This is a genomic window from Frateuria defendens, from assembly GCF_001182895.1.
In the GTDB taxonomy this organism is placed as follows: Bacteria; Pseudomonadota; Gammaproteobacteria; order Xanthomonadales; family Rhodanobacteraceae; genus Frateuria_B; species Frateuria_B defendens.
The window spans coordinates 20,615-46,007 of the sequence record NZ_LFQR01000057.1 but is presented as its reverse complement, the minus strand read 5'-3'; the positions used below and the strand labels follow the sequence as shown (position 1 = coordinate 46,007).

The following is a 25,393-nucleotide window of genomic DNA, read 5'->3' as shown; positions in this document are numbered from 1 at the left end:
GCGCCGCATCGGGGTGCCGTTCTCTTTGGTTACTTTCTCTTGGGCAAGCAAGAGAAAGTAACTCGGCCGCCGGCAGGCGGACGAAAGCCCGCCGCAGGCGAGCCACCACACGCAAACGCATCAAGCGAGCGACAGCCCGCCGTCTACGCACGACCCGCCCAGGCAAGGACCAGCTTCCCCGACCGACAGGAAAATCATGAACAGGTTCTGGGCACGTCATTGGGCAAGCAAAGAAAAGTAACTCGGCCGCCGGCAGGCGGACGAAAGCCCGCCGCAGGCGAGCCAGCGTGCGGCTTCGCAAGCAAGAACCCACCTTTCAGTCCGCAAGTCAGTCCGCAAGAAAATAGTGAACCGGCTCTTGCCGCATGGCTGGCGTCAGAGCCGCTCGCGCAGCAACTGCCCGAGCTTCGCCACGCCTTCCTCGATCTTGGCCGGCGGCACGGTGACGAAGGAGAGGCGCAGCGTGTTGCTCGGCGCGCTGCCGGCGAAGAACGGCGCGCCCGGCACGAAGGCCACGTTCCGGGCGATGGCGGCGTCGAGCAGTTGCAGGCTATCGATGTGCGCGGGCAGCTCGACCCAGATGAACATGCCGCCCTCGGGGCGGTTCCAGCGCACGCCCTCGGGCATGTGGCGGGCGAGCGCGTCCAGCATGGTGTCGCACTGCGCGCTGTAGAGCTGGCGGATCTCGGGGATGTGCCGGTCGAGCAGGCCGTCCTTGACCACCTCGAAGGCGATGCGCTGGGTCAGCGTGGGCGTGTGCAGGTCGGTGGCCTGCTTGGCCTGCACGAGTTTGAAGTGCAGCGCCTCGGGAGCAACGATGTAGCCGATGCGCAGGCCGGGCGCGAGTACCTTGGAGAAGGTGCCCAGGTGCACGATGTGGTCCGGCGCCATCGAGAGCAGGGTGGGCAGCGGCTCGCCGGCGTAGTTGAGGGCGCCGTAGGGGTCGTCCTCGATCACCGGGAACGGGCTGCCCTGCGCGAAGGCGGCCAGCGCGCGGCGGCGCTCGATCGGCAGGCGGCGTCCGGTGGGGTTCTGGAAGTTCGGCTGCGCGTAGAGGAAGCGCGCGCCCTGCGTGAGCGCCGGCGTGAGGCTTTCGGGCAGCAGCCCGTGCCCGTCGGTGGGCACCTGCACGTAGCTCGGCTCGTAGAGCGAGAAGGATTGCAGCGCGCCGAGGTAGGTGGGCGTTTCCACCAGCACCGGGCTGCCGGGGTCGATCAGCGCCTTGCCGAGCAGGTCCAGCGCCTGCTGCGAGCCGGTGGTGACGAGCACCTGGCCCACGCGCACGCCGTAGCGCGCGGCGATCCACTCGCGCAGCGGCAGGTAGCCCTCGGTGGCGCTGTACTGGAGCGCGGCGCCGGGGGCGTCGCGCAGCACGCGCCCGGCGGCCTCGCGCATCGGCTCGGCGGGGAAGGTGGCGGGCGAGGGCAGGCCGCCGGCGAAGGAGATCACCTCGGGGCGCTCGGTCACCTTGAGGATCTCGCGGATCGCCGAACTGGTGAGCTTGAGGGCGCGCTGGGAGAACTGCCAGCCCGACGGCTGCGAGTCGCTGAGGTTCATCGTCTTCTCTTGGATGACGGCCGGGGGCCGGGCGAAAAAGGGAAATTATGCCCGCTGCATCGCACGCCGGGCGCGGTTCGCGCCGCCATGGCCTTCGCGTGGACGTGGCCGAATGACGCAGGATGGGGCGGCGCGCGCGTGGCGGCAGCAGCCGGCAGCGGATGATGGAAGGCGCGGCGCGAAGCCGACGTGCCGCCTGATGGCATGGCCTATCAGCGAGCGATGACCGTCGCCGAGTGGTCGCCGCCGAGCGGCGCCTGCGAGGCGCGCGCGAACGAGTCCTCAGGCGTTGGCCGGCTCGACCAGCGTCAGCACCAGCGCGTCGCCGCGCGCGTCGAGTTCGAGCAGGACGGGGGCGGGCAGCGGTGGGGGCTCCTCGCCTTCCGCGGCGGCCAGCAGCGCGCCGATGTCGTGGCGCAGGGCGAGGGTCCTGCGGCGCGGGTCGTCGCCGCGCTCCGGCTCGCCGGCCGCGCTGATGACCGCGTGGCAGGCCAGCTCGAAGGCGAGCAGGTCGCGCAGGGCCGGGGTCGTGTCGTGTCGCGCCGCCAGCCATTGCGCGAAGCGGCTCGCCTCCATGCCGAACTGCAGCGTGCCGTCGCGCTCGCCGGCGAAATAGGCGTCGAGCACGCCGCCCAGCCGGCTGCCGAGCAGGCGGCAGCTGCGCGGCAGCACCGCGTGCAGGGGGATGAGGCGGTTGACGCGGTAGAGCGTGCAGTTCATCGCCATGCGCGGGTCGCCGGCCATGCCCAGCAGGCGCTCGCGCGCGCGCGCGGTGAGGGCGTAGCCGGCGAGGGCCAGGCCGGGGAGGCGCCGCACCTTGGCGCAGCGCACCGGCGAGGCGATCAGGTCGCCGAGTGCGCGCTGGAATTCGGCGAGGGACATGGCGGGTGTTCCGGGGGCCGCAGGGCTTCGCGCGCCAGCTCGATCTGTTCCAGCACGCCTTCCTCGCCCATCGAGGGGAAATACGATTCGAGGAACTCGAAGGTGACGCCGCGCAGGTTGCGGCAGCGCGGGGCGACCTGGCGCAGCAGCGCGAAGACTTCGGGCGGGCACGGGCCGGAGTGGGCGTCGAGGTAGATGCCGTGCAGGCTGGAGCCGCCGGCGATGTGGATCTCCACCACCGTGTCGAGGTCGAGCGCGTCGATGAAGCCACGGGCCGGGCGGCCTAGGTTGCGCTCGTTGACGTGGAGGTTGTGCAGGTCGAGCAGGATGCCGCAGCCGGTGCGCGCGGTCAGTGCGTTGAGAAAGGCCGGCTCGCTCAGTTCGGCGTGCGGTACGGGCGTGTACTCCACGCCGTTCTCCAGCGCGATCGGCCCGCCCAGCGCCTCCTGCACGCGCGCAATGCGCGGGCACAGCAGGGCCAGCAGTTCCTCGTCCCACGGCAGCGGCAGCGCCAGGCCGGCATGGTGGTCGCTGCCCGCGCCGCCGGCGAGGCGCATGGCGGCGAGGTGCTCGCTGACCCAGGCGAAGCCGTAGCGCCGCTTCCAGTCCTTGAGCTGGGCCACGTAGTCGAGGTCGAACAGCGACGCGCTGGCGATGGAGAGGCCGATGCCGTGCGCCGTCACCGGCTTGCGCGCGGCGAGCCGCTCGAGCAGGCCGACCTCGTGCGGCAGCGGCGCGAAGCGCGGCGCGGCGCCGCGGCCGTGGTCGACCCAGAAGCGCTCGGGGATCACCGAGTAGAAATCGACGGCGTCGGAGTGATGCTCCACGAATCCCGCGAGGGCGGGATTGAACAGCACCCCGACGCCGGCCGATGGGCCGTGGACGTTCATGCCCGGCAGCGTCGTCAGGCGGCCAGCTCGCGGCCGATCTGCTCGTTGAAGCGCTCGACCACCTTGGCGGCTTCGACGGCGGTGAGGATCACCGGGTCGTCCACGATCTGGAACGGCACGCCCGAGGTGCAGGCGGTGCAGCCGGTGAGGCGGTGGATGATCTCCTGCCGCAGCTTGTCGTACTTGCTCGCCTCGGCAAACGGCGAGCCCTTGGGCAGGTGGAGGGTGAGCACCGGGTGACCGTTGCCGTGGATCAACCGGAACTGGGCGGTGGGTTTCTTCGTCATGGCCGTCTCCGTGCGTGGCTCGTCTGCTCCGGTCAGTTCCGGAGCGAGGCGAACTTTGCGGCGGCGGCGATGCCGCCGCCATAGCCCGGTGGCCCTAGCGGCGCTCCGCCGCGCGTTGTAGGGCTTGGACGACGCGGCATGGCCGTAAGTCCATGCACCCCGGTGGGAATGTGCGGGCCATCACGGTGCCGTGCATCGCTCGCCGGCCGTCCTTTCCACTGGCCCGATTCTTGGCGAGGCTAAGGAGGGGCTCGGCAGGCATTTGGACGGCCATGGATGCACGGCGGATGGTGGCATCGGCATCATGTGACGGCGGCCGGCGAGCGGGTGCGGGGGCCATGCTAACGTGCCGGTTTCCCCTTGTCCGGAGCCCTCAGCCATGCCATGGCCTGCACGTCTTGCGCTCGTCGCTTTCCTCGCCAGCGCCGCGCCGGGCCATGCGCAGACGCTGCCCCTGCCGGCGCAGCTGCCCGCGCTCCCCGCCGCGCAGCAGGCGCACATGGATCGCGACCTGCTGGAGATCGACATCCCGCGCCTGCATGCGCTGTACGCCAGGCACCGCTACAGCGTGGCCGAGGTGACGCGCTGGTACCTGGGCCGCATCGCCCGCTACAACGGCATCTACCGCGCGGTGCAGACGGTGGACGCCGAGGGCGCGCTGGCCATCGCCGCGCGCGAGGACGCGCAGCCGCCGAAGGCGCGGCATGGTGCGCTGTGGGGCGTGCCCATCGTGATCAAGGCCAACACAGCGGTGCAGGGGTTGCCCGACACCGACGGCTGGCAGGGCTTCGCGCTGCCGGGGCACGCTTTCGTCGCCGCGAAGGACGCCACCGTGGTGGCGAAGCTGCGCGCCGCCGGCGCGGTGATCCTCGGCATCACCAACATGCCCGACTTCGCCGCCAGCGACACCAACCGCTCCAGCGCCTTCGGCCGCACCGGCAATGCCTACGACGTGCGCTACTCGCCGGGCGGCTCCTCCGGCGGCACGGTGACAGCGGTGACCGCGAACATGGCCCTGCTCGGCACCGGCACGGACACCGCCAACTCCATCCGCATGCCCGCCGGCACCAGCGCCCTGGTGGGGCTGATGCCCACGCGCGGCCTGGTGAGCATCGCCGGCATCGCGCCGCTGGACTGGCTGCGCGACAACACCGGCCCCATCGCGCGCAACGTGGCCGACGCGGCCGTCGCGCTGGATGCCATGGCCGGCGAAGACCCGCTCGACGCGCGCACGCAAGGCGCCGCCACCAGGGCGCAGCCCGGCCCGTACACCGCCTACCTCAAGCAGGATGCGCTGCGTGGCAAGCGCTTCGGCGTGCCCGCCTTCATCCTCGACACCCGCGCCGACGAAGGCAGCGGCGACAAACCCGCGCGCTACGTGACGCTGCGGCCGCAGACGCGCGCGATGCTCATGGCCGCCATCGCGCAGCTGCGCGCCGCCGGCGCCACGGTGGTGATCGACGACACCCTGCTGCCGCGCGCTTTCCTCGACGCCGCGGCCAAGGTCGACACGCGGCCGTACCGGCTGGACGGCACCGACCGCTGGCTGGCCGCGTTCGGCCCGGCAGACTACCGCTCCGCGGCCGAGTACGCCGAGCACGTGGGCGCGCCGCTGCCGATGACGCTCACCGGCACGCGCACCGCCGCGGACCCCGTGCCGGAGGGGCGGCCCGCGCCGCCGTCCGTACCGCAGCGGCGGCTGGCGGACGACCCGGACGCCCAGGCGCGCTACTACGCGCCGCAGCGCGCCGCCCTGGCCGAGTACGAGGCCGCGCTCGACCGCCTGCACCTGGACGGCCTTATCTACCCCAGCGCACAGATGCCGCCGCCCGACGAGACCATGCCGCAGGACGGCCGCCTGAGCGGCGGCCCGCACAGCGAGACCGGCTGGGCCAACCGCCTCGGCGTGCCGGCCATCGTGGTGCCGGCCGGTTTCTATCCCGGCGGCCTGCCGTTCGGCCTGGAGATCGCCGCGCGCCCGTGGCGCGACGGCGACCTGCTGGGCTGGGCCTACGCCTACGAACAGGCGACCCATGCGCGCCGCCCGCCGGTGCTGGTGGAGCGGGGGTTGCTGCCGGGCGCGCCCTGAGCGGGCCAAGCCGCACGGCGCGGCCGGGACACGGCGGCCGCCCGAAGCGCCGGCCGGTGGCGGGGCGGCGCGCCTGAGCGGGCGCTTTCAGCCGGCGAAGTAATGCGCCTGGTCGAGGTCGGCGAGCAGCCCGGGCCCGCTCGGGCGCCAGCCCAGCCGCTCCTGCGTTCGTGTGCTGGACGTCGGGCAGTCCATGGCCAGGAAATGCCCCAGGAAACCGAAGTGCGCGACGGCCTCCTCGCGGGGCTTGGCCACCACCGGCACGTTGAGGCGCCGACCGATGACCTCGGCGATCTCGCGCACCGGCACGCCCTCGTCGGCGACGCCGTGATACCGCCCGCCCGTGGCGCCCCGTTCCAGCGCCAGCCGGTAGAGGCGGGCGGCGTCGTGCCGGTGCACGCCGGGCCAGCGGTTGAGCCCGTCGCCCACGTAGGCCGACACGCCCGCCGCGCGCGCGATGGCGATGAGGCGCGGCACGAACCCGTGGTCGCCCTCGCCGTGCACCGACGGCGACAGGCGCACCACCGATGCGCGCACGCCGCGCGAGGCCAGTTCGGCGGCCACCGTTTCCGACGCGCGGGGATAAGCGGGGCCGGGCGGCGGCGGCACGTCGTCCTCGGTCGCGACGCGGCCCGGCGCCAGCAGCGCCACGCCGGAGGTCACGAGCAGGGGGCGCCCGGAGCCTTCGAGCACGCGACCCAGCGCCTCGACGGCGCGCCGTTCCGCCTCGCAGTTCTCCGCGAATTTCGAGAAGTCGTGGTTGAAGGCGGTGTGGATCACGCCGTCCGCCGCGGCCGCGCCGCGGCGCAGGCTGTCCAGGTCGTCGAGGTCGCCGTGGTGCACCTCGGCGCCGAGGGCGCGCAGCGATTGGGCGGCCGCCTCCGAGCGCACGAGGCCGAGCACCCGGTGGCCCGCGCCGAGAAGTTCCTGGACGATGGCCGCGCCGACGAAGCCCGTGGCGCCGGTAACGAAGACACGCATGCTGGATCCTTGTCGAGTCGGTGTGGGACCGCCATCGTGGAGTCCTGGCGCCGTGGCGGTGAAGCCGTGGCGTCATACCGGTATGGCCACTGACAGGCTGAGCATGCCCCTCACTGATAACAACCCACTCGGCAGTTTCCTCAAGGACCGCCGCGCCAGGCTTGACCCGGCGGCCTTCGGTTTCCCCGCCATGCACCGGCGCACGCCGGGCCTGCGGCGCGAGGAAGTGGCGCAGCGCGCGAACGTGAGCACCACCTGGTACACCTGGCTCGAACAGGGCCGGGGCGGGGCGCCCTCGACCGAGGTGCTCGAGCGCCTCGCCCGCGCGCTGGCGCTCACGGCGGTGGAGCGCGAGCACCTCTTCCTGCTGGCGCAGCGGCGGCCACCCGAGATCCGCTACCACGCGCCCGCCGGCGTCTCGGTCCGCCTGCAGCGCATCCTCGATGCGCTGGAATACAGCCCCGCCTACGTGAAGAACGCCGCCTGGGACGTGGTGGCCTGGAACCGCGCCGCCGCCGCCGTGCTCACCGACTACGCCACGCTCGAAGCCGGCCGGCGCAACATCCTCCGCCTCGTCTTCGGCAACCCCCGCCTGCGGGAGGAAATGCCCAACTGGGACGAGGTGGCGCGCTCCATGGTGGCGGTGCTGCGGGCGGACACCACCCGCGCGGGCATGCCGGACTACGCCATGGCATTGATCGAGGAGCTTGGCCAGTCGAGCCCCGAGTTTGCGGCGATGTGGCTCGACCAGGACGTGCTCCGCCACGGCGAGGGCAGCAAGCTGATCCGCCACGCGCAGGCCGGCCCGATCGCGCTCGACTATTCCGCCTTCGCGATCGACGGCCAGCCCGACCTCGGCCTGGTGATCTACACCCCGGCCAGCGATGCGGATGCGGAGCGCGTGAAGGCGTTGATCGCAGGCCAGCGGTGAGGCGCCCCCCGCCATGGGCCTGACGGCTGTCCCGCGTCGCAAAGACGCCGGCCGTCGTCCCGCATCCGCGCCGCAGCCCGCCGCGGCGGCGGCGTTGCCGTTCACGGTATCGCGCCGTCCGTCCCGAACGCGCGCACCGCGAACGCCACGAAGCTGCGCAGCTTGGGCAGCTTGTAGCGGTCCTGCGGGTAGAGCAGGTGCATCGGGCGGGTCGGTAGGCGGTAGCCGGCAAAATTTATTGCATGTCCTCTGGCGCAAGACGCGACACGTCGGCCAAGAAATCCAGAGGGCCATAGACGAAGGTTTTCAATTCATCCGTCAATAGTGCCGCCCATCTACGGGAAGGAGGGACCATCGCTACCTCGAAGAGGCATGCGGTATTCGCCTTGAGCTGGTTGAACGACTCGAAGTCCAGGCCTATCGGAATAGGAGAGAATTCGATCTTGAGTGACTCCAGTTCGTAGATGGTCGCTGCAGTGTCTCCGCGCGAAATTGCAGCGGCGGCCAACGCATTGAACGTTTGAAGATCCATGCCGATGCCGCCGAATAGGGTCAGTTCTGCCCAGTTGTCGTAATCCAGGGCAGGCAGGCCATACCGTGAAGATAGATCAATGCTGAGTTGCGCGAGCCTAGTGCTCTTCATATCGCAACTTGGTGACAATTTTTGTGGCCGGGTCATTAACTTGAATGGTCGGTCTTCCGCCTCCATCTTTTCCAGAAAAATTTCTCACGCTAACTCTAGTTCCGTCACTATGCTCCGCAGTTCGAACTGTCCCCTTGGCGCCTCGTGATTCGCCAATCTTGCCCCCCCCTTCATCGCGGTGGAGGCATCCCTCTCCAGATGCCTCCCGCTCTTTACGATTTGCCGCACATTTCCTTTTACGTCATCTTTAATTGCATTTTTTGCAAGCTGAGAAATGATTTTCTCGCCAGTCTGGTGAGTGGCTAGTTGTATGGCTGTTTTCGCCAGGCCGACGCCTCCAGTAACTGCAGTGGCCGCGCTGATGTCATCCAGTGCGGCGGATACAATGCCATCTCCTTCGCCATTGTATCCATCGACTAATGCCCCGGCTATTGATTCGCCGTCGAATCCGTTTCCTTGTATAAATTGGAAGCTTTGATACAAGAGTCCACCAAAAGCCTCAACTCCATTTCGTCCATCCGGGTCGATGTTTTTGATGGGGTTGTTGTTGACATAGGCATGTCTATTGAAATTAAACGTGTCGCCAGCTTTTGGTTCCACTGGGTCGGTGCTGAGGAATCGGCCAACCGATGGGTCGTAATAACGTGCCTGCATATAAACAAGTCCGGCGTCAGGATCGTTCATATGCCCCGTGTAGCCGGGGCCGGTAGGCGGACTGCCTAGTGCCTGGCTTCCATATGGCTTGTAGTCGAAGGTCGCTGTGATGTTTCCATTCACATCGGCCTCTGCCAGAGGCGTGCCCTGAGGGTCGGTGTACACGTAGGTGACTTTGCCAGACTGAGCGTGGGCAAGGCCAAGCATCAGCAACAGCGGCAGCACAAGCAAGCCAAGTCTCTTCTTCATCGGATACTCCCCTAAATCAGTGCTTCATGCTCCATTGCCAGAGGGTGGATGGGCAAGTGGAGACAGCAGTTACCGAGCTTTGGCAGTGGCCTTCGGGAAGGCCCAATACTGCCCCTGATTCGCCCCGCACCAGGTGAGCGCATCTTCGAGGATTCCTCTGGACGCCGGCCCTTCTGTGTCGTGCCCGAGAAACGCGCTACTGTCGGCTCACCGACTACGTCGGCCTATCGCTACCAGTATCCGGGGCTCTGCCTGCGATGACGTTTCCGCTCACGTCGCCGCGTTTTCTGTCCCGAACGCGCGCACCGCGAACGCCACGAAGCTGCGCAGCTTGGGCAGCTTGTAGCGGTCCTGCGGGTAGAGCAGGTGCATCGGGCGGGTCGGCAGGCGGTAGCCGGCGAGCAGCGGCACCAGCGTGCCCCGGCGCAGGTCTTCGCCCACCAGCGCGTTGGGCAGCATGGCGATGCCCAGGCCGCTCAGGGCGGCGCGGCGCAGGCCGGGCGCGCTGTTGACGGTGACGCGGCCGCCCACCTCCACGCTGACCTCGCCCTGCGCGCCGCGCATGCGCCAGTGCTTCTCCGTCCAGCGCCATTCGGTGCCGGTGGGGTAGGCGAAGGCGAGGCAGTCGTGCGCGGCCAGCTCCTGCGGGCTGGCCGGCGTGCCGCGGCGTTGCAGGTAGGCGGGGGCGGCGCAGAGGGTGAGGCCGTAGTCCGCCAGCGGCCGGGCGACGAGGCTGGAGGTTTCCAGGGTGCCGAGGCGGATGGCGACGTCGAAGCCCTCGGCGATCAGGTCGACCACGCGGTCGGTCAGCACCACGTCGGCCTTCACTGAAGGGTGTGCCGCCAGGTAATCGGCCAGCATGGGCATCAGGCATTCCGCCCCGAAGGTGGGCGGCGCGGTGATGCGCAGCGTGCCGTGCGGGGCCGCCTGCGCCTGCTCGGCCATGCGGTCCGCATCGCTCACCAGGCCGAGGATGTCCAGGCAGCGCTGGTAGTAGGCCGCGCCGAACTCGGTCAGGTGCTGCCGCCGCGTGGTGCGCCGGAGCAGGCTCACGCCCAGGCGCTGCTCCAGCGCGCGCAGGTGGTTGCCGGCCATGGTGGTGGAGATGCCGCATTGCTCGCCCGCCGCCGTCAGGCTGCCGCCCTCGACGGCGGCGACGAACACCTTCATGGCTTGGTACAGGTCCATTATCAATCCACTCTTGAAGGTGATCGAAGCCCTGCGGCATTTATCCCGCATGGGTTGCCAAAGATACTCCGCCGGACACGTTCCCAAGGAGTCCACCCATGAGCCGGCCCCAGCCTCTCGACGCAGCAAGCCTTCCCGACAACGAGCCGGTCGCCTGGCAGGCGCCGCCGGCCAACCTGATGCAGACCTACCACCCGCTGGAGGTCGATTTCGTCGTGGGCCGCGGCACCCGGCTGTGGGACCGCCAGGGTCGCGAATACCTGGATGCGATCGCCGGCGTGGGCGTGACCCAGCTGGGGCACGCGCACCCGGCGGTGGTCGAGGCGATCGCCGACCAGGCCGGCAAGCTGCTGCACGTCTCCAACCTCTACGGCAACCGCTGGCAGCTGCGCCTGGCCGAGCGGCTGGCCGGGCTGTCGGGCATGCAGCGCATGCATTTCAGCAACTCGGGCGCGGAGGCCAACGAGGCCGCGCTCAAGCTCGCGCGCCTCTACGCCCGGCGCCGCGGCGTGGCGCGGCCGCGGGTGGTGGTGATGGAGAACGCCTTCCACGGCCGCACCCTGGCAACGCTCTCGGCCTGCGGCAACGACACGGTGCGCGCGGGCTTCGAACCGCTGGTGGAGGACTACGTGCGGGTGCCGCTGGGCGACGTGGCCGCGCTGGAGGCGGCCACGCGCGAGCACGGCGCGGACATCGTCGCGGTGCTGGCCGAGCCGGTGCAGGGCGAGGGCGGCGTGCAGGTCGCGCCGCCGGGCTACCTCAAGGCGCTGCGCGAGCACTGCACGCGCCACGGCTGGCTGTTGATGCTGGACGAGGCGCAAAGCGGCATGGGGCGCACGGGTCGCTGGTTCGCCTTCCAGCACGAGGGCATCGTGCCCGACGTGCTGACCATGGCGAAGGGCCTCGCCAACGGCGTGCCCATCGGCGCCTGCCTGGCGAGAGGCGAGGCCGCCGAACTGTTCACCCCCGGCAGCCACGGCAGCACCTTCGGCGGCAATCCGCTGGCCTGCCGCGCGGCCTGCGCGACGCTGGACGCCATCGAGCGGGAAGGGCTGCTGGCGAATGCCGCCCGACAGGGCCAAACCTTGCTCGACGGCCTGCGGCGCACGCTGGCCGGCCGGCCCAGCGTGGTGGACGTGCGTGGCCTCGGCTTGATGATCGGCATCGAACTGGACCGGCCCTGCCGGGAGCTGATGCTCGACGCCCTGCGCGAGCATCGCCTGCTGATCAACGTGACGCACGGGAACACCGTCCGCCTGCTGCCGCCGCTGGTGCTCGACGCCGGCGAGGTGCAGCGGATCGTCGAGGCCATCGGGGCGCTGGTGCGGTGAGGCGCGTCGGGGGCGGGCGTCGGATGCGGAGTGGGAAACGCCGGGAACGCCGGGCGCGAGCGAGAAGTGCAGGTGCGGAGTGTGAACCCTTCGATCGACGCCATGCCCGCACCGGCACCGCGTAACGCGGACGCCCGGCCCATCATCCGCAATTCATTGCGGACGAGGCGGAGTAGGCTGGGGCGCCTGTAGGCACCGGGCGGCCTCGCCGATGCGGCATGTGTGCTGCCCCGGAGCATGGATCGCGGCGCGCGTGCATCGTGCACGGCGCAAGCTTCTTTCCGGCCGTCGCCGAGTCGCCGTGCCGGATGACAGCCGGCGAAACGACGAGTCCCGATGGCTTACGACCGCAGCCGGCATCCCCGCCCGATCCCATGCGCGCCGCACGCTTTGTTCCGAGCAGCCAAGGAGTGAGCATGGAAAGCAGGTTTCTCGCCGGGGTGTTCAAGCTCGCGCTGGCCGTGGTCGCCGTGCCGGCGATGGCGGACCAGCCGGCCGGCTTCGCCGGCACGGGCAACGTGGAGGTGGCCGCGTCCCTGCCGGCCGAGGCCGCGGGCGTGGTGGTGACGCCCGCGGGGCGGATGTTCCTCACCCTGCCGCGCGTGGGCGCCAACCATGCGCTACCCTCGTTGGTGGAAGTGGTGGGCGGCAAGCCGGTGGCCTTTCCCGACGCCGCCACCACGCTGCCGTCGAACAAGCCCTATGCCGAGTGGATCGTCTCGCCGCTGGGCCTGACCTTGCACGGCGACACGTTGTGGGTGCTGGACGAGGGCAAGCGCGCCGGCATCGACGGCATCCCCGACGGCGCGGCCAAGATCGTGGGCATCGACATCCCCTCGCGCAAGATCGTCAAGACCATCGTGTTCCACCAGCCGTTTTTCCGCGACACCATCCAGTTGAACGACCTGCGCTTCGACCCCGGCCATGGCGCCGCGGGCACGATCTACATCTCCAACAACGGCTACGCCAAGCCGGACAATTCGCTGATCGTGGTGGACGTGGCCACGGGGCGCATGCGCGAGCTGTTCCGCGATCAGCCGGAGACCTCGCCGGCACCCGGCTTCATGACCTACGTGGAGGGCGAGCCGCATGCCTATAGCGTGGATCACCCCAGCATGCCGCAGGGCGGCGTGAACGGCATCGAGCTGTCGCCGGACGGCAAGACGCTGTACTGGACCATTCCCACCAACCCCAACTACTACAGCCTGCCGACGGCGGCGCTGAGCGATTTCTCGCTGTCCGAGGACGCGCTCAAGAAGGCCGTCCATTTCGAGGGGCAGACCTTCTCCAACGGCGGCATCGCCACGGACGATGCCGGCGCGCTGTATTTCGGCGACGCCTCGCGCTACGCCATCCTCAAGAAGGATACCCATGGCGGGTTCTCCCTGGTGGCGCGCGATCCGCGGCTGATCTGGCCGGACGGCCTGTATTGCCGCAACGGTTACCTCTACGTGAGCATCGGCCAGTGGCAGCGCCTGCCCGGCCTGCACGGCGGCAAGGACCTGCGCCGGCCGCCCTACCAGGTGCTGCGCATCAGGCTGAAGTGAACCGGCTGCGCGCCGCGCGATGCGGTGCGGCGCCGGGGCATCCGGCGGTGCGATGGGATCGCCATCGGCGCCGGATGACCGGCTTCGCGCCGGCGGCCTCAAGAATTTCCCGCCGCGGACGACAACCCTGGTTGGCACCTGGATGTCCGGCATGCCGTGCGCGCGATCCGGCGTTGAGCCTGCGGATGCGGCGCCGGCGCGCGGAAGGGCATGCCGCCTGCACCCGCTTTACGAAAGGTCGAATCCATGACGCATCACAAGCCGCGCCCCAAGGCGTCGCCCAACCAGGTCGACTGGAACGACCCGCGCCTGGAATCGCTGCTGCGCAAGACCGAGGGCTGGACGCTCGACAACCGCGGCAGCTACACGCCGCGGCAGGTGGAGATCCACGTCGGCTGGGGTGCCGGCGCCGGTAAGCCCGCGGTGCTGGTGTGGGAGCGCGAGCAGGTGATGGTGCTGGAGACCAGCTTTCCCATTCCGCAGGGCGAACAGGTGCGCGTGGACCGCCCGCTGGGCGACGGCCTGCGCACCACCTGGGGCGTGGTGGTGGAAGGGCGCGGGGGACACCGCTCCGAGGACAAGGCGCACGGCCTCTACGTGCACTGGCTGCACGTGCGTTGAGCGTCCGTGCGGGCGACATGCCTGCACGCGGCTTTCATGGCGAGCCACGCGCGCCCATCGGACAGCGTCGCCGCGGCCTGCCTTGCCGCTGCCGCTACATCGCGCCGCCGCGGCCGGCCGAGTCGATCACCAGCGAGACGCGGCGGTTCTCCAGGCCCTCGTCGCGGGTGGCGCCGGGCAGCACCAGGCGCTCGCGCGCCTCGCCGTAGCTCACCACCGTCCATCGCCTTAGGGTTTGGTTATTCCTTAGTTATGGAAATTATCGCGATGTTGTAATAACGAAAATATCGACATAGAATTTGGCTATGGATCCTATCACCAACCCCTACACCCCCGGTGCCGGAGCGCCTCCTCCCGAACTGGCTGGTCGTGATGACCTGCTTCGGCTGGTGGATATCGCGACCCAGCGTATTCGCGCCGGACGGCAAGCCAAAAGCGTGCTGATGATTGGATTGCGCGGGGTCGGCAAAACCGTCTTGCTTGATCGCATGCGCGACAATGCGGAGGCTGCCGGCCTCCATACGTTGCGCATCGAGGCTCCCGAAGGGCGATCCTTGCCGGCCATCCTTGCGCCGCAGCTGCGACAGGCACTGCTACGTTTGTCCCGGTTTGAGAAGGCCCGCGATCTGGGTAGGCGTGCCCTTAGCGCTCTCGCAGGCTTCGCCAAGGCACTCAAGGTGAAGTACGAGGACATCGAAGTTGGCATCGATTTCGATCCCGAGCCGGGGCTAGCCGACAACGGCGACCTGGAACACGATCTCCAGGCCCTGCTGGAAGCGGCGGGGCGCGCCGCGAAGGCTGCCGACACGGCGCTGATCCTCTTCGTGGACGAGATGCAGTATGTCGAAGAGGAGCAACTCGCGTCCTTGATCACCGCGCTTCATCGCTGCGCGCAGCAACAGGTTCCGGTGATGCTTGTTGGCGCAGGCCTTCCGCAGCTTCCGGGGCAGACGGGGCGCGCTAAGTCCTATGCTGAGCGACTGTTCGATTTCCCATTTGTTGGCCCGCTGGATGATGCAGCGGCAAGGGACGCGCTCGAGGTGCCAGTCCGTGGTCTGGGAGTCGCCTATGAGCCTGCCGCAACCCAGCGAATTTTGGATGCAACGAAGGGATACCCCTATTTCCTGCAGGAATGGGGCAAGCACGCATGGGACGTGGCGGAGACCTCGCCGATCACGTCCAGGGACGTTGAAACGGCCTCGGTGGAAGCGACTGCCGCGCTCGATGAGAGCTTTTTCCGCGTTCGCTTTGACCGGATGACGCCCTCGGAGAGACGCTACTTGCGTGCCATGGCCGAGCTCGGCCCCGGCCCTCATCGTTCTGGCGATATAGCCACCGTTCTTGACCGAAAGGTCACAGCTCTGGGGCCAACCCGTAACCAGCTGATCTCAAAAGGCATGATTTGGAGCCCGAGTCATGGTGATACGGCATTCACCGTACCCATGTTCGACGAGTTCATGTGCCGGATCATGCCTGGTGATGAGTGGCGGACCAACTAGTACCGGCAGCGACGCCACGTTGGACATCGGTCAGCGGCAACGTTGCCCATCTAGTGCCGGACACGGTGGTCGCTGGGCCTGAATACGCAGCGGCGTCATGGTCGGTTTGCGTAGCTGTTGCAGCCGTTCAGCGGCACGGCGAGGGCGAGGCCGGTCAGCCGGTCAGCCAGAGGTTGCGATGGGCAGGCTCAGGCCGGCAGGCGCAACACCAGCGTGCCGGTCGAGGTGGGTTCGACCTGCCCGCCAAAACGCCCGCACTCACGGTCGAGCCGCCGGCACAGCCAGGCCAGGTCTTCGCCGGAGGCGCGTTCGAGGCGCAGGCGCCGTAGCCGGAACGGCAGCATTTGCAGTGAGCGCAGCCGCTGCGTGTGCTCGTCCAGCTCCAGCAGGTAGGCCAGCACCAGTTCGGGCCGGAACGCCTGGTAGCCGGTGATGCCTTCGTAGTCGTTGACCAGGTCGCCGCAGCCATAGAGCAGCGGCTGTCCGCGGTGCACCTGGATGCCCAGGGCGTGGTGGGAGGAGTGGCCGTGCACGACATGCACGCCGGCCCGTTCCACCAGCGCTTCGGCGAAGCGGCGACGTTCCTCGGGAATGGCGTAGCCCCAGTTCGGCCCCCAGTGGAGGGAAGCGATCACCAGGTCGCCCGGTCGCGCCCAGCGCGCCACCGCGTCGGCGAAGGCCGCCGGCGCCTGCGGATCGTCCTCGGGCAGGAGCCACACGCCGGCCTGCGCGGGCCCCGCCGCCCAGTGTTGCGGCACGCCGGCAGACGGACTGGCGGCGGCGAACACCAGCACGCGCTGCCTATTGGTGCCAGCGAGCACCGCGGGCCGCATCGCCTCCGCGGCATCGCGCCCCGCGCCGGCGTGGGCGAGGCCGGCGGCGTCGAGCGTGTCCAGCGTGTCCGTCAGGCCGCGCGGCCCCCAGTCGGCCACGTGGTTGTTGGCGAGCACGCAGCAGTCGATGCCGGCGACGGCGAGGCAGCCGACGTTGGTCGGGTGCATGCGGTAGTGGATGCCCTTGGCCGCCGGCTGCCCGTCGGCGGTGAGGCTGGTCTCCAGGTTGACGATGCGCCAGTCGGGCGCGTGGGGCGCGATGGCGGCGAGCGCCTCGCCCCAGACGTAGTCGAACGGCTGCGGCCGCGGGATCGCGCCCGAGACGCGCTCGGCCAGCGCCACGTAGTTCAGGGCCGAGCGCATCCATGGTTCGTGCAGCGTGGGGTCGCCGGGGTGGGGCAGGATCTGGTCGATGCCGCGCCCGGTCATCACGTCGCCGCCCAGCAGCAGCTTCATCGCCGCCCTCGCCGATGACGCGCCGCCATGACAAGCGCGGCGGCGCGGGTCCGCCTACGCCGCCGCCTTGCGCAGCGCGGCGAGGTCGATCTTCTTCATCGTGAGCATGGCCTGCGTGGCGCGGTGCGCGCGGGCCGGGTCGGGGTCGCCGAGCAACTGCATCAGTTCGGTGGGCACCACCTGCCAGGAGAGGCCGTAGCGGTCTTTCAGCCAGCCGCATTGCTGTGCCTTGGGGTCGCCGCCGTGGGCGAGGCGGCTCCAGTAGTGGTCCACCTCCTCCTGGGTGTGGCAATTGACGACCAGCGAGAGCGACTCGTTGAACTTGAACACCGGGCCGCCGTTCAAGGCGGTGAACGATTGGCCGTCCAGCTCGAAGGCGACGGTCATCACCGAGCCTTCCGGCCGGCCGGAGGCCTGGGCGCCGGCCTTGTCGTAGCGGGTAGTGTCCACGATGCGGGAGTGCTCGAAGATCGAGACGTAGAAGTTCGCGGCCTCCTCGGCCTGGTCGTCGAACCACAGGAATGGCGTGATGCGCTGGAAACGGGCTGACATCGTCGTGCTCCTTCGTCGCGTGGTTTGTCGCGCCGGTGGGGGACCGGCGGGCTTCCCCGGATAGACGAACGGGGCCGGACGAAATCGACACGGCCGCCGCGGCAGTGTCGAAGGTGCCCATGGACCTCTCGCCGCGCCAGCGTGGCGTGCAGTGGGCGTCAAGGGCATGTCCAGGTGCCTTGGAAAGCCCGTCGCGGCGAGGGCGCCCGCTCGAGCCCGGACACGCGGGCGACGCCACGGCCGCGCGGCGGCGCGCCGCTGCGCAGGCTACGGATTCGACGCAAGCCTTGCCGGAGACGGCGCCCCGCTCAGGCCGGCTGCGTCTTGTGCCTGTAGGCGCACAGGTCGCGGATCACGCACTGCGGGCAGTCGGGCTTGCGCGCCTTGCACACGTAGCGGCCGTGCAGGATCAGCCAGTGATGGGCGTCCTGCTTGAACTCGGCGGGCACCACTTTCTCCAACTTGTCCTCCACCGCGCGCACGTCCTTGCCGGGCGCGAGGCCGGTGCGGTTGGCGACGCGGAAGATGTGCGTATCCACCGCGATGGTCGGCTCGCCGAAGGCGGTGTTGAGCACCACGTTGGCGGTCTTGCGGCCCACGCCCGGCAGCGCCTCCAGCGCGGCGCGCGAGCGCGGCACCTCGCCGCCGTGCTGCGCGATCAGCAGGCGGCACAGCGCGATCACGTTCTTGGCCTTGGCGTTGTAGAGGCCGATGGTGCTGATGAAGCGCTTCAAGCCGTCCTCGCCGAGGTCGAGGATGGCCTGCGGCGTGTTCGCCACCGGGTAGAGCTTGCGCGTGGCCTTGTTCACGCCCACGTCGGTGGCCTGGGCGGAGAGCACCACCGCCACCAGCAGCTCGAACGGCGTGCGGTATTCGAGTTCGGTGGTGGGGTGGGGGTTGAGTTCGCGCAGGCGGGAGAACAGTTCGACGACGTCGGCACGCTTCACTTGGGGGTTCCTTGTTGCCGGGCGCGGGCGCGCGCCAGGGCAGCCAGTACGGGGTTTTCCTTGGCCGCGCCGGCGGCCTCCACGGCGGCCTTGCGCGCCGCCAGCTCGGCCTCGCGCTGCGCCCGCTCGCGCGCCAGCCGCGCCTCGCGGCGGCGGAAGTGCGCGCGGGCCGCGTCGGCGTGGGCCGGGTCCTGCTGCGCGACGGGCATCGGTTCGAGCACGATGCAGTCCACCGGGCAGGCCGGCACGCACAGCTCGCAGCCGGTGCAGGCGTCGGCGATCACCGTATGCATCAGCTTGGCGGCGCCGACGATGGCGTCCACCGGGCAGGCCTGGATGCACTTGGTGCAGCCGATGCACTCGGCCTCGATGATGCGCGCCAGCTGGCGCGGCTTCTCCACGCCGTGCGCGGGATCGAGCGGCAGGATGGGGCGCCCCAGCAGCGCGGCGAGCCGGGCGATGCCGGCCGCGCCGCCGGGCGGGCAGCGGTTGATCTCGGCCTCGCCGCGCGCGAGCGCTTCCGCGTACGGGCGGCAGCCGTGGTAGCCGCACTGCTCGCACTGGGTCTGCGGCAGCAGGGCGTCGATGCGGTCGGCCAGCGGGGCGTTCATGCGCGGCCTTCGTCCGCGTCGCGCGGGCGCGTCGCCAGGGCGGCGGAAGGGGTTCGGTCGGCGCAGGGCATGGGGGTATCGCGGTTCACCGGCCCATTGTAGCGGCGCAAGTTTTTTCAGTGGCTTGAATCGCTCCGGGCGTCGCCGCATGTGGATCGATCATCTCTTGGATTTTAAGGAGCAGACATGAAGATCGGCATCATCGGCGCAGGCATGATCGGCAGCGTGCTGGCCAAGCGGCTGGGTGAACTGGGCCACGAGGTGTCCATCGCCAATTCGCGCGGCCCGGCCTCGCTGGCGGAGCTTGCGCAGGCGACCGGTGCCCGCGCCGTGACCGCCCGCGAGGCCGCGCGGGCCGGCGAGATCGTGGTCGTGACGATTCCCGAATCGGAGATTCCGCAACTACCCAAGGACCTCTTCGCCGGCGTGCCCGACGAGGTGGTGGTGATCGACACCGGCAACTACTACCCGCAGCAGCGCGACGGGCGTATCGCCGGCATCGAGTCGGGCCTGCCCGAGAGCCGCTGGGTGGAACAGCAGCTGGGCCGCCCGGTGGTCAAGGCATTCAACAGCATCTACGCGAACAGCCTGGACCAGAAAGGGCGGCCGGCCGGCACGCCCGGGCGCGTGGCCTTGCCGGTAGCCGGCGACGGGGCGGCGGCCAAGGCCAAGGCGCTGGCGCTGGTCGAGCAGCTCGGCTTCGACGCCATCGACGCTGGCGGCCTGGACGAGTCCTGGCGCCAGCAGCCCGGCACGCCGGTGTACTGCAAGGATTTCGACGCCGAGCGCGTGCGCCACGCGCTGACCCAGGCCAGCCCCGCGCGCAAGCCCGAGTGGTGCGCGACGGACAAGAGCCCCGGAAGCTTCGGGCAGCCGGCCTGAGCGGCTCGTGCCGTCTTGCTTTTTGTGGAGCGCGTCTTACGCGCGACGGTGCCTTTTCAAGTGGCCGGATAGGGTGGGCGAGGCGAAGGGCGGTCGCGCGCAGGGCGCGCTCCTACACTGGATGCGTTGGGTGGCGAAGTCTCCACGAAAAAGGCCGGCATGAAGCCGGCCTTTTTCGTGGAAGAGGGGCGTGCCTCAGCGCACCGTGGCGCCCGGCTGCGCGCCCTGGTCCGCATCGAGCAGGAACAGGTCGGCGCCACCCTCGCCGGCGGAGAGGATCATGCCCTCGGAGAGGCCGAAGCGCATCTTGCGCGGCGCCAGGTTGGCGATGAACACCACGTTGCGGCCCACCAGCTTGTCCGGCTCGCCGTAGGCGGCGCGGATGCCGGAGAAGATCTGCCGGGTGCCCAGCGGGCCGGCGTCCAGTTCGAAGCGCAACAGCTTGTCGGAGCCGTCCACGAATTCGCAGGCCAGCACCTTGCCCACGCGCAGGTCGAGCCTGGCGAAGTCGTCGATGCCGATGGTGGCGGGGGCGTCCGTCTCGGCGGGCTGGGTCGGGGCGGCAGTGTCGCTCATGGTCTTGCGGGTTTCCTTGGGTGGCTTGGCGGGCGCCTCCGCGACGGGGGCGCCCAGCGATGCCTTCGAGGCCTCGACCATCGCCTCGATGCGCTTGGCATCGACGCGGCCGAGCAGCGGCTCGAAGGCGTTGAGGGTGTGGTGGTGCAGCTCGGCGCGGGCGTCGTCGAAGTCGGCGATCGGCGCGTCGAGGAAGGTTTCCGCCGCCGCCACGGTGGCCGGCAGGATCGGCTTGAGCAGGCCGGCCAGCAGGCGGAAGGCGGCGATGGCGAAGGAGCACACCTGGTGCAGCTCTTCGCGTCGCGCCTCGTCCTTGGCCATCGTCCACGGCGCCTTGGCGGCGATGTGGCCGTTGACCAGGTCGGCCATCAGCACGAAGCGGCGCGCCACGCCGGCGAAGTCGCCGTCGCGGTAGAGCCGGGCCACGCCGTCGTAGTGCTCGAGCAGGGCGTTCCACAGCGCCTGTTCCTCCGGCCCGAACTGGCCGGCCAGGTGGCCGTCGAAGAACTTGTGCACGAAGCCGGCGGTGCGGCTGGCGATGTTCACCCACTTGCCGACCAGGTGCGAGTTGACGCGCTCCTCGAAGGCCTTGAGGTCGAGGTCCACGTCCACCGGCGCGTCGTCCAGCATGGTGGCGAAGTAGTAGCGCAGGTATTCCGGGTGCAGCCCGGCGTCGATGTAGGTGCGCGCCTGGATGAAGGTGCCGCGCGACTTGGACATCTTGGCGCCGTTCACCGTGAGGTAGCCGTTGACGTGCAGCGCGGTGGGCGTGCGCAGCTGCGCGCCGTGCAGCATCGCCGGCCAGAACAGGCCGTGGAAGTTGATGATGTCCTTGCCGATGAAATGGTGCATCTCGGCCTGGCTGCCGGGGGCGAGGAAGTCGTCGAAGACCAGGCCGGTCTTGTCGCACAGCGCCTTGAAGCTGGCGAGGTAGCCCACCGGCGCGTCCAGCCACACGTAGAAGTACTTGCCCGGCGCGTCGGGGATGGGGAAGCCGAAGTAGGGCGCGTCGCGCGAGATGTCCCAATCCTTCAGGCCCCCGTCCAGCCACTCGCGCAGCTTGGCCACCACGCCGGCGTTGGCCACCGGCCGGCCGCCGGTGAGCTTGCCGTCGAACCAGTCGCGAAGCAGCGACTCGAACTTGGAAAGCTCGAAGAAATAGTGCTCGGAATCCTTCAGCACCGGCGTGGCACCGGAGACCACCGAGTAGGGATCGAGCAGCTCGGTGGGCGCATAGGTGGCGCCGCAGTTCTCGCAGTTGTCGCCGTACTGGTCCGGCGTGCCGCATACCGGGCAGGTGCCCTTGATGTAGCGGTCGGGCAGGAACATCTGCTTCTCGGGGTCGAACAACTGCTGGATGTCGCGGCGGGCGATGTAGCCGCCATCGCGCAGGCGCGTGTAGATCAGCGCCGACAGTTCGCGGTTCTCGGGCGAATGCGTGCTGTGGTAGTGGTCGAAGCCCACGCCGAAGGCCGCGAAGTCGGCCTCGTGGCCGGCGCGGATCGGTTCGATGAAGGCCTCCGGCGTCATGCCGGCTTTCTCGGCGGCCAGCATGATCGGCGTGCCGTGCGCGTCGTCGGCGCACACGTAGACCACCTCGTTGCCCGCCATGCGCTGCGCCCGCGCCCAGATGTCGGACTGGATGTAGCCCAGCATGTGACCCAGGTGCAGCGGGCCGTTGGCGTAGGGCAGGGCGTGGGTGACGAGGAGTCGGCGGGACATGGCTCGGATCGTGGCGACAGAGCCATGCATTATGGCACGCGGGCTGTCACCATCGTTCGCGCCGCCGGGCCGCCCCGCGGCATGCGGACGCAGCCCGCTTTTATTTTTCCCGGTTGCCTGGATCGTTGCGTCTTTCCCCCACGTGTTTTGGAGAACCCGTCGTGAAGGTGGTCAACGAAGCGCGCATCGCGGGGCCCGTCGCCTCGCTGGCTGCGGCCGGCTGGGCGACCCGTGCGATCTTCCTGGTGTGCGGCATGGTGGTGTCCAGCTGGGCGCCGATGGTGCCCTACGTGAAGGCGCGGCTGAGCCTGGACGACGCCGAGCTGGGGCTGATCCTGCTCGCTTTCGGCGGCGGCTCGATGGTGGCGATGCCGCTGGCCGGCGTGCTGGCCCAGCGGCGCGGCTACCGCGCGGTGATCGTGGGCTCGGGCCTGCTGGCCTGCCTCACCCTGCCGCTGCTCGCGCTGGCGCCGGGCGTGGTCGCGCTGGTGCCGGCGCTGACCGTGTTCGGCGCGATGGTCGGCACCCTGGGCGTGGCGATGAACGGCCACGCGGTGGAGGTGGAGCGGCGCGACGGGCGCGGGCTGATGTCCGGCTTCCACGGCCTGTTCAGCCTGGGCGGCCTCGCCGGCTCGGCGGGGATGAGCGCGCTGCTGGCTGCGGGCCTGCCGCTGGCGGGCTGCGCCGTGGGCGTATCGCTGTTGCTGGCGCTGCTGGTGCTGGTCGCGCGCGACCACCTGTTCGACGAGGCGGAGCCGGCGCACGAGCGCCGCGCCCCGTTCCGCCTGCCGCGCGGGCTGGTGTGGCTGCTCGGCCTGCTGTGCTTCGCGAGCTTCATGGCGGAGGGCTCGATGCTGGACTGGAGCGCGCTGTTCCTGCGCGAGGAGCGCGGCTTCGCGCCGGCCGTGGCCGGCCTGGGCTACGCCTGCTTCTCGGTGGCGATGGCGGCGGGCCGCTTCGGCGGCGACTGGCTGGTGGCGCGCGTGGGGCCGGTGTGGACGGTGCGCGCCGGCGCGGGCCTGGCCGCCCTCGGCTACCTGCTGGCGATCGCGCTGCCGTGGCCGGCGCTGGCCCTGTTTGGTTTCGTGCTGGTGGGCCTGGGTGGGGCCAACGTGGTGCCGGCGATGTTCAGTGCGGTGGGGCGCCTGCCGGGCACCTCGCCGGCGATTTCCATGGCCACCGTGACCACGCTGGGCTACCTCGGCCTGCTGTGCGGCCCGGCCCTGATCGGCCTGCTCTCGCACGCCAGTAACCTGCGCTGGGCGCTGCTCGCGGTGGCGGCCCTGCTGGCGGTGGTGGCGGCGTCGGCCCGGGTGGTGCGGCGCTGAGCGGCGCTGCCTGGCGGCTGCGCGCGGAGGCGGCCGGGATGCGCACCTCGTAGGATTCCCGCCGCCCCGGCGCAGGGCGGCGTTTCAGGACGTCTTCGCTTGTCCGTGGCGCCTCGGCACTGGATGCGGCCTGCGCCGGCGTGACGGGCTTCAACGATGCGCCCTGTGCCCAGCGCCGCCGCACCGCCATGGCGCCCTTGCGGCGGCCCAGGGGCGTCGCATCCCGACCGGCTGCGCTTACTCCTGCCGCTCCCACACCTGGCTGCGGCCGATCAGCGCGAAACCGATGTAGCCGTGCACGTCGAGCTTGCTGCCGCCCTCGAGCAGGCTGAGCTTGACCTTGTAGACCTTGCCGTTCTTGGGGTCGAGGATCCTGCCGCCGCTCCATTCGTCGCCGTCGGGCTTCACGCCCCACATGATGGTCATGCCCTCGACCGGCTGGTTCTTGCGCTCGCCTTCGCACTTCGTGCAGGTCGGGTGCGGGCCCTCGTCCGACTGCAGCACCTTGAGCACCTTGGCCTGCAGCTCGCCGCCCTGTTCGGTGATCGCCACGATCGACTTGGGCTGGTGGGTCTTGTCGTCGATGGTCTTCCAGGTGCCCACCGGGGTGTTGGTCGCGGCCCAGGCCAGCCCGGCGGACGACAGCAGGAGGGCGAACGCGGACAGGCGCAGCAGCGGCTTCATGGGCATCTCCATACGAAAAAGTACGGGCGGAGCGTGGCGGCGGGCCCGGCAGGCGTCAAGCTGCGACGCGCAACGCCGGCGGGCGCGTCGCGGCGGGGCGTGCTGCATAATGGGCGATCTCCCGCCACACGCCGCATCGACATGACCCAGCCGAGCGAAGCCCTGGTCCGCCGCCTCCTCGGCGACCTCATCGACCCGCACACCGGCGCGCCGCTGGCCGAGGCCGTGCGCGCGGTGGGCGTAGACGGCGCGCGCGTGTCGGTGGACGTGCAGCTCGGTTATCCCGCCGCCGGCGCCGCCGAGGCGCTCGCCGCGCAGGCGCGGCGGGCGCTGGAGGCGGACGCGGCCATCGACTCGGCCGCGGTGTCGGTGTCCAGCCGCATCCAGCCGCACAAGGTGCAGGGCGAGCTGGCGCCGCTGCCGAACGTGAAGAACATCATCGTGGTCGCCTCCGGCAAGGGCGGCGTGGGCAAGTCCACCGTGGCCGCGAACCTCGCGCTGGCGCTGGCCGCCGAGGGCGCGAAGGTGGGCGTGCTGGACGCGGACATCTACGGCCCCAGCCAGCCGCGCATGCTCGGCATCCACGGCAAGCCGGAGTCGCCCGACGGCAAGAGCATCGTGCCGATGCGCGCGCACGGCCTGCAGGCCATGTCCATCGGCTTCCTGGTGGACGAGGAGACGCCGATGATCTGGCGCGGCCCGATGGTCACCCAGGCGATGATGCAGCTGCTCAACGACACCCGCTGGGACCTGCTCGACTACCTGGTGATCGACCTGCCGCCGGGCACCGGCGACATCCAGCTCACGCTGTCGCAGAAGGTGCCGGTGGCCGGCGCGGTGATCGTCACCACGCCGCAGGACATTGCCCTGCTCGACGCGCGCAAGGCGCTCAAGATGTTCGAGAAGGTGGCGGTGCCGGTGCTCGGCGTGGTGGAGAACATGGCCACCCACGTGTGCTCGCACTGCGGCCACGAGGAACACATCTTCGGCGAGGGCGGCGGCGCGCGCATGGCCGAGCAGTACCACGTGCCTTACCTTGGCTCGCTGCCGCTGGACATCCGCATCCGCGAGCAGGCCGACGGCGGCACGCCCACGGTGGCGGCAATGCCCGACTCCGACCTCGCCGCGCGCTACCGCGAAATCGCCCGCAACACGGCGGGGCGGCTGTCGCGCCAGCCGCGCAACCGGTCGCTGGGGCTGGGCAAGATCGTGGTGCAGGGGGCGCCCTCGGCCTGATATGCGCCGGCTCCTTCTCCCCGGTGGGGAGGGGCGCTACGGAGCGGAATGCTGAATGATGTCTCGCTTCGTAGGTCCCCTCATCCGCCTGCCGGCGCCTTCTCCCCGGCGGGGAGAAGGATGCGTGCCAGGCGGTGGCGGAGCCTGGCGGTGCGACCCCGCTCGACTGGCGGGGTATCCGTCGATCCGTTATTTTCGACGTCTTGTGTCCCGAGCC

At 69.9% G+C, this 25,393-nt stretch carries 24 protein-coding genes; 9 read left to right on the top strand and 15 right to left on the bottom strand.

What is annotated here, in order from left to right:
• Positions 1 to 375: 375 nt before the first annotated feature.
• The 4 genes from ACH65_RS09380 to ACH65_RS20290 form a co-directional block, all read right to left on the bottom strand.
• Positions 376 to 1,557: an aminotransferase-like domain-containing protein gene (locus ACH65_RS09380; protein WP_049622331.1), complete on the bottom strand. Its 1,182-nt coding sequence runs from the start codon at positions 1,555 to 1,557 to the stop codon at positions 376 to 378.
• 282 nt (positions 1,558 to 1,839) lie between these two features.
• Complete coding sequence (locus ACH65_RS09375; protein ID WP_049622330.1) at positions 1,840 to 2,439, bottom strand: hypothetical protein; 600 nt, start codon at positions 2,437 to 2,439, stop codon at positions 1,840 to 1,842.
• Positions 2,400 to 3,329, bottom strand: a complete 930-nt coding sequence (locus tag ACH65_RS09370; RefSeq protein ID WP_049622329.1) for an MbnB/TglH/ChrH family RiPP precursor modification enzyme — start codon at positions 3,327 to 3,329, stop codon at positions 2,400 to 2,402. Before ACH65_RS09370 ends, ACH65_RS09375 begins: the two co-directional genes overlap by 40 nt.
• A gap of 14 nt (positions 3,330 to 3,343) precedes the next feature.
• Complete coding sequence (locus ACH65_RS20290) at positions 3,344 to 3,616, bottom strand: hypothetical protein (protein ID WP_049622328.1); 273 nt, start codon at positions 3,614 to 3,616, stop codon at positions 3,344 to 3,346.
• A 379-nt stretch (positions 3,617 to 3,995) separates the two neighbouring features.
• On the opposite strand from ACH65_RS20290, the gene ACH65_RS09360 reads away from it, so the two are divergent.
• Entirely contained in the window at positions 3,996 to 5,705 is a 1,710-nt protein-coding gene (locus tag ACH65_RS09360) for an amidase (protein ID WP_202594179.1), read from the top strand.
• Positions 5,706 to 5,792: 87 nt separating this feature from the next.
• Here ACH65_RS09360 and ACH65_RS09355 read toward each other — a convergent pair whose 3' ends face one another.
• Positions 5,793 to 6,686, bottom strand: coding sequence for an SDR family oxidoreductase (locus ACH65_RS09355; RefSeq protein WP_049622327.1), 894 nt, complete (start codon positions 6,684 to 6,686; stop codon positions 5,793 to 5,795).
• A gap of 103 nt (positions 6,687 to 6,789) precedes the next feature.
• On the opposite strand from ACH65_RS09355, the gene ACH65_RS09350 reads away from it, so the two are divergent.
• On the top strand, positions 6,790 to 7,617 hold the full coding sequence (locus tag ACH65_RS09350; protein ID WP_049622326.1) for a helix-turn-helix transcriptional regulator: 828 nt from the start codon (positions 6,790 to 6,792) through the stop codon (positions 7,615 to 7,617).
• 235 nt (positions 7,618 to 7,852) lie between these two features.
• Here the strand turns inward: ACH65_RS09350 and ACH65_RS09345 are convergent, their stop codons facing one another.
• The 3 genes from ACH65_RS09345 to ACH65_RS09340 all read right to left on the bottom strand — a co-directional run bounded on the left by ACH65_RS09345 (position 7,853) and on the right by ACH65_RS09340 (position 10,351).
• Entirely contained in the window at positions 7,853 to 8,326 is a 474-nt protein-coding gene (locus tag ACH65_RS09345; RefSeq protein WP_153242542.1) for a hypothetical protein, read from the bottom strand.
• A gap of 18 nt (positions 8,327 to 8,344) precedes the next feature.
• Positions 8,345 to 9,163, bottom strand: a complete 819-nt coding sequence (locus ACH65_RS18950; protein ID WP_082190229.1) for an RHS repeat-associated core domain-containing protein — start codon at positions 9,161 to 9,163, stop codon at positions 8,345 to 8,347.
• Between the two features lie 270 nt (positions 9,164 to 9,433).
• On the bottom strand, positions 9,434 to 10,351 hold the full coding sequence (locus ACH65_RS09340; RefSeq protein WP_049622324.1) for a LysR family transcriptional regulator: 918 nt from the start codon (positions 10,349 to 10,351) through the stop codon (positions 9,434 to 9,436).
• A 98-nt stretch (positions 10,352 to 10,449) separates the two neighbouring features.
• Between ACH65_RS09340 and ACH65_RS09335 the strand changes: the two genes are divergently transcribed.
• From ACH65_RS09335 to ACH65_RS09325, 3 genes are all read left to right on the top strand, one after another.
• A complete protein-coding gene (locus ACH65_RS09335; RefSeq protein ID WP_082190228.1) occupies positions 10,450 to 11,682 on the top strand; it encodes an acetylornithine transaminase in 1,233 nt (410 codons plus the stop codon).
• Between the two features lie 416 nt (positions 11,683 to 12,098).
• Positions 12,099 to 13,229 carry an L-dopachrome tautomerase-related protein gene (locus ACH65_RS09330; RefSeq protein ID WP_049622323.1) on the top strand — a complete coding sequence of 377 codons (1,131 nt, stop codon included), beginning with the start codon at positions 12,099 to 12,101 and terminating at the stop codon, positions 13,227 to 13,229.
• Positions 13,230 to 13,475: 246 nt separating this feature from the next.
• Positions 13,476 to 13,850 carry a hypothetical protein gene (locus ACH65_RS09325; RefSeq protein WP_049622322.1) on the top strand — a complete coding sequence of 125 codons (375 nt, stop codon included), beginning with the start codon at positions 13,476 to 13,478 and terminating at the stop codon, positions 13,848 to 13,850.
• Between the two features lie 94 nt (positions 13,851 to 13,944).
• Here ACH65_RS09325 and ACH65_RS21010 read toward each other — a convergent pair whose 3' ends face one another.
• Positions 13,945 to 14,067 (bottom strand): hypothetical protein, encoded by a 123-nt coding sequence (locus ACH65_RS21010; RefSeq protein WP_272913764.1) that lies wholly within the window; start codon positions 14,065 to 14,067, stop codon positions 13,945 to 13,947.
• A gap of 88 nt (positions 14,068 to 14,155) precedes the next feature.
• Between ACH65_RS21010 and ACH65_RS09320 the strand changes: the two genes are divergently transcribed.
• Positions 14,156 to 15,349: an ATP-binding protein gene (locus ACH65_RS09320; RefSeq protein ID WP_049622321.1), complete on the top strand. Its 1,194-nt coding sequence runs from the start codon at positions 14,156 to 14,158 to the stop codon at positions 15,347 to 15,349.
• Positions 15,350 to 15,537: 188 nt separating this feature from the next.
• Here the strand turns inward: ACH65_RS09320 and ACH65_RS09315 are convergent, their stop codons facing one another.
• The 4 genes from ACH65_RS09315 to rsxB form a co-directional block, all read right to left on the bottom strand.
• On the bottom strand, positions 15,538 to 16,638 hold the full coding sequence (locus tag ACH65_RS09315) for a CapA family protein (RefSeq protein WP_049622320.1): 1,101 nt from the start codon (positions 16,636 to 16,638) through the stop codon (positions 15,538 to 15,540).
• 54 nt (positions 16,639 to 16,692) lie between these two features.
• Complete coding sequence (locus tag ACH65_RS09310) at positions 16,693 to 17,190, bottom strand: VOC family protein (RefSeq protein WP_049622319.1); 498 nt, start codon at positions 17,188 to 17,190, stop codon at positions 16,693 to 16,695.
• A 308-nt stretch (positions 17,191 to 17,498) separates the two neighbouring features.
• Positions 17,499 to 18,137 (bottom strand): endonuclease III, encoded by a 639-nt coding sequence (gene nth, locus ACH65_RS09305; protein ID WP_049622318.1) that lies wholly within the window; start codon positions 18,135 to 18,137, stop codon positions 17,499 to 17,501.
• Entirely contained in the window at positions 18,134 to 18,748 is a 615-nt protein-coding gene (rsxB, locus tag ACH65_RS09300) for an electron transport complex subunit RsxB (protein ID WP_049622317.1), read from the bottom strand. Before rsxB ends, nth begins: the two co-directional genes overlap by 4 nt.
• Before the next feature lie 186 nt (positions 18,749 to 18,934).
• Between rsxB and ACH65_RS09295 the strand changes: the two genes are divergently transcribed.
• Entirely contained in the window at positions 18,935 to 19,630 is a 696-nt protein-coding gene (locus tag ACH65_RS09295) for an NADPH-dependent F420 reductase (RefSeq protein ID WP_049622316.1), read from the top strand.
• Positions 19,631 to 19,825: 195 nt separating this feature from the next.
• On the opposite strand, the gene metG is transcribed toward ACH65_RS09295, so the two are convergent.
• Positions 19,826 to 21,928, bottom strand: coding sequence for a methionine--tRNA ligase (gene metG, locus ACH65_RS09290; RefSeq protein WP_049622315.1), 2,103 nt, complete (start codon positions 21,926 to 21,928; stop codon positions 19,826 to 19,828).
• 161 nt (positions 21,929 to 22,089) lie between these two features.
• On the opposite strand from metG, the gene ACH65_RS09285 reads away from it, so the two are divergent.
• Positions 22,090 to 23,256, top strand: a complete 1,167-nt coding sequence (locus ACH65_RS09285) for an MFS transporter (protein WP_237561481.1) — start codon at positions 22,090 to 22,092, stop codon at positions 23,254 to 23,256.
• 237 nt (positions 23,257 to 23,493) lie between these two features.
• Here the strand turns inward: ACH65_RS09285 and ACH65_RS09280 are convergent, their stop codons facing one another.
• Positions 23,494 to 23,940, bottom strand: coding sequence for a DUF2147 domain-containing protein (locus ACH65_RS09280; protein ID WP_049622314.1), 447 nt, complete (start codon positions 23,938 to 23,940; stop codon positions 23,494 to 23,496).
• Between the two features lie 141 nt (positions 23,941 to 24,081).
• Between ACH65_RS09280 and apbC the strand changes: the two genes are divergently transcribed.
• Positions 24,082 to 25,176: an iron-sulfur cluster carrier protein ApbC gene (gene apbC, locus ACH65_RS09275; RefSeq protein ID WP_049622313.1), complete on the top strand. Its 1,095-nt coding sequence runs from the start codon at positions 24,082 to 24,084 to the stop codon at positions 25,174 to 25,176.
• The last annotated feature ends 217 nt before the right edge of the window (positions 25,177 to 25,393 follow it).

Excerpts from the sequence above, each read along its gene's own strand:
- ACH65_RS09380 (WP_049622331.1), bottom strand. The coding sequence starts at position 1,557 with ATGAACCTCAGCGACTCGCAGCCGTCGGGCTGGCAGTTCTCCCAGCGC.
- ACH65_RS09375 (WP_049622330.1), bottom strand. The coding sequence starts at position 2,439 with ATGTCCCTCGCCGAATTCCAGCGCGCACTCGGCGACCTGATCGCCTCG.
- ACH65_RS09370 (WP_049622329.1), bottom strand. The coding sequence starts at position 3,329 with ATGAACGTCCACGGCCCATCGGCCGGCGTCGGGGTGCTGTTCAATCCC.
- ACH65_RS20290 (WP_049622328.1), bottom strand. The coding sequence starts at position 3,616 with ATGACGAAGAAACCCACCGCCCAGTTCCGGTTGATCCACGGCAACGGT.
- ACH65_RS09360 (WP_202594179.1), top strand. The coding sequence starts at position 3,996 with ATGCCATGGCCTGCACGTCTTGCGCTCGTCGCTTTCCTCGCCAGCGCC.
- ACH65_RS09355 (WP_049622327.1), bottom strand. The coding sequence starts at position 6,686 with ATGCGTGTCTTCGTTACCGGCGCCACGGGCTTCGTCGGCGCGGCCATC.
- ACH65_RS09350 (WP_049622326.1), top strand. The coding sequence starts at position 6,790 with ATGCCCCTCACTGATAACAACCCACTCGGCAGTTTCCTCAAGGACCGC.
- ACH65_RS09345 (WP_153242542.1), bottom strand. The coding sequence starts at position 8,326 with ATGGAGGCGGAAGACCGACCATTCAAGTTAATGACCCGGCCACAAAAA.
- ACH65_RS18950 (WP_082190229.1), bottom strand. The coding sequence starts at position 9,163 with ATGAAGAAGAGACTTGGCTTGCTTGTGCTGCCGCTGTTGCTGATGCTT.
- ACH65_RS09340 (WP_049622324.1), bottom strand. The coding sequence starts at position 10,351 with ATGGACCTGTACCAAGCCATGAAGGTGTTCGTCGCCGCCGTCGAGGGC.
- ACH65_RS09335 (WP_082190228.1), top strand. The coding sequence starts at position 10,450 with ATGAGCCGGCCCCAGCCTCTCGACGCAGCAAGCCTTCCCGACAACGAG.
- ACH65_RS09330 (WP_049622323.1), top strand. The coding sequence starts at position 12,099 with ATGGAAAGCAGGTTTCTCGCCGGGGTGTTCAAGCTCGCGCTGGCCGTG.
- ACH65_RS09325 (WP_049622322.1), top strand. The coding sequence starts at position 13,476 with ATGACGCATCACAAGCCGCGCCCCAAGGCGTCGCCCAACCAGGTCGAC.
- ACH65_RS09320 (WP_049622321.1), top strand. The coding sequence starts at position 14,156 with ATGGATCCTATCACCAACCCCTACACCCCCGGTGCCGGAGCGCCTCCT.
- ACH65_RS09315 (WP_049622320.1), bottom strand. The coding sequence starts at position 16,638 with ATGAAGCTGCTGCTGGGCGGCGACGTGATGACCGGGCGCGGCATCGAC.
- ACH65_RS09310 (WP_049622319.1), bottom strand. The coding sequence starts at position 17,190 with ATGTCAGCCCGTTTCCAGCGCATCACGCCATTCCTGTGGTTCGACGAC.
- rsxB (WP_049622317.1), bottom strand. The coding sequence starts at position 18,748 with ATGAACGCCCCGCTGGCCGACCGCATCGACGCCCTGCTGCCGCAGACC.
- ACH65_RS09295 (WP_049622316.1), top strand. The coding sequence starts at position 18,935 with ATGAAGATCGGCATCATCGGCGCAGGCATGATCGGCAGCGTGCTGGCC.
- metG (WP_049622315.1), bottom strand. The coding sequence starts at position 21,928 with ATGTCCCGCCGACTCCTCGTCACCCACGCCCTGCCCTACGCCAACGGC.
- ACH65_RS09280 (WP_049622314.1), bottom strand. The coding sequence starts at position 23,940 with ATGAAGCCGCTGCTGCGCCTGTCCGCGTTCGCCCTCCTGCTGTCGTCC.
- apbC (WP_049622313.1), top strand. The coding sequence starts at position 24,082 with ATGACCCAGCCGAGCGAAGCCCTGGTCCGCCGCCTCCTCGGCGACCTC.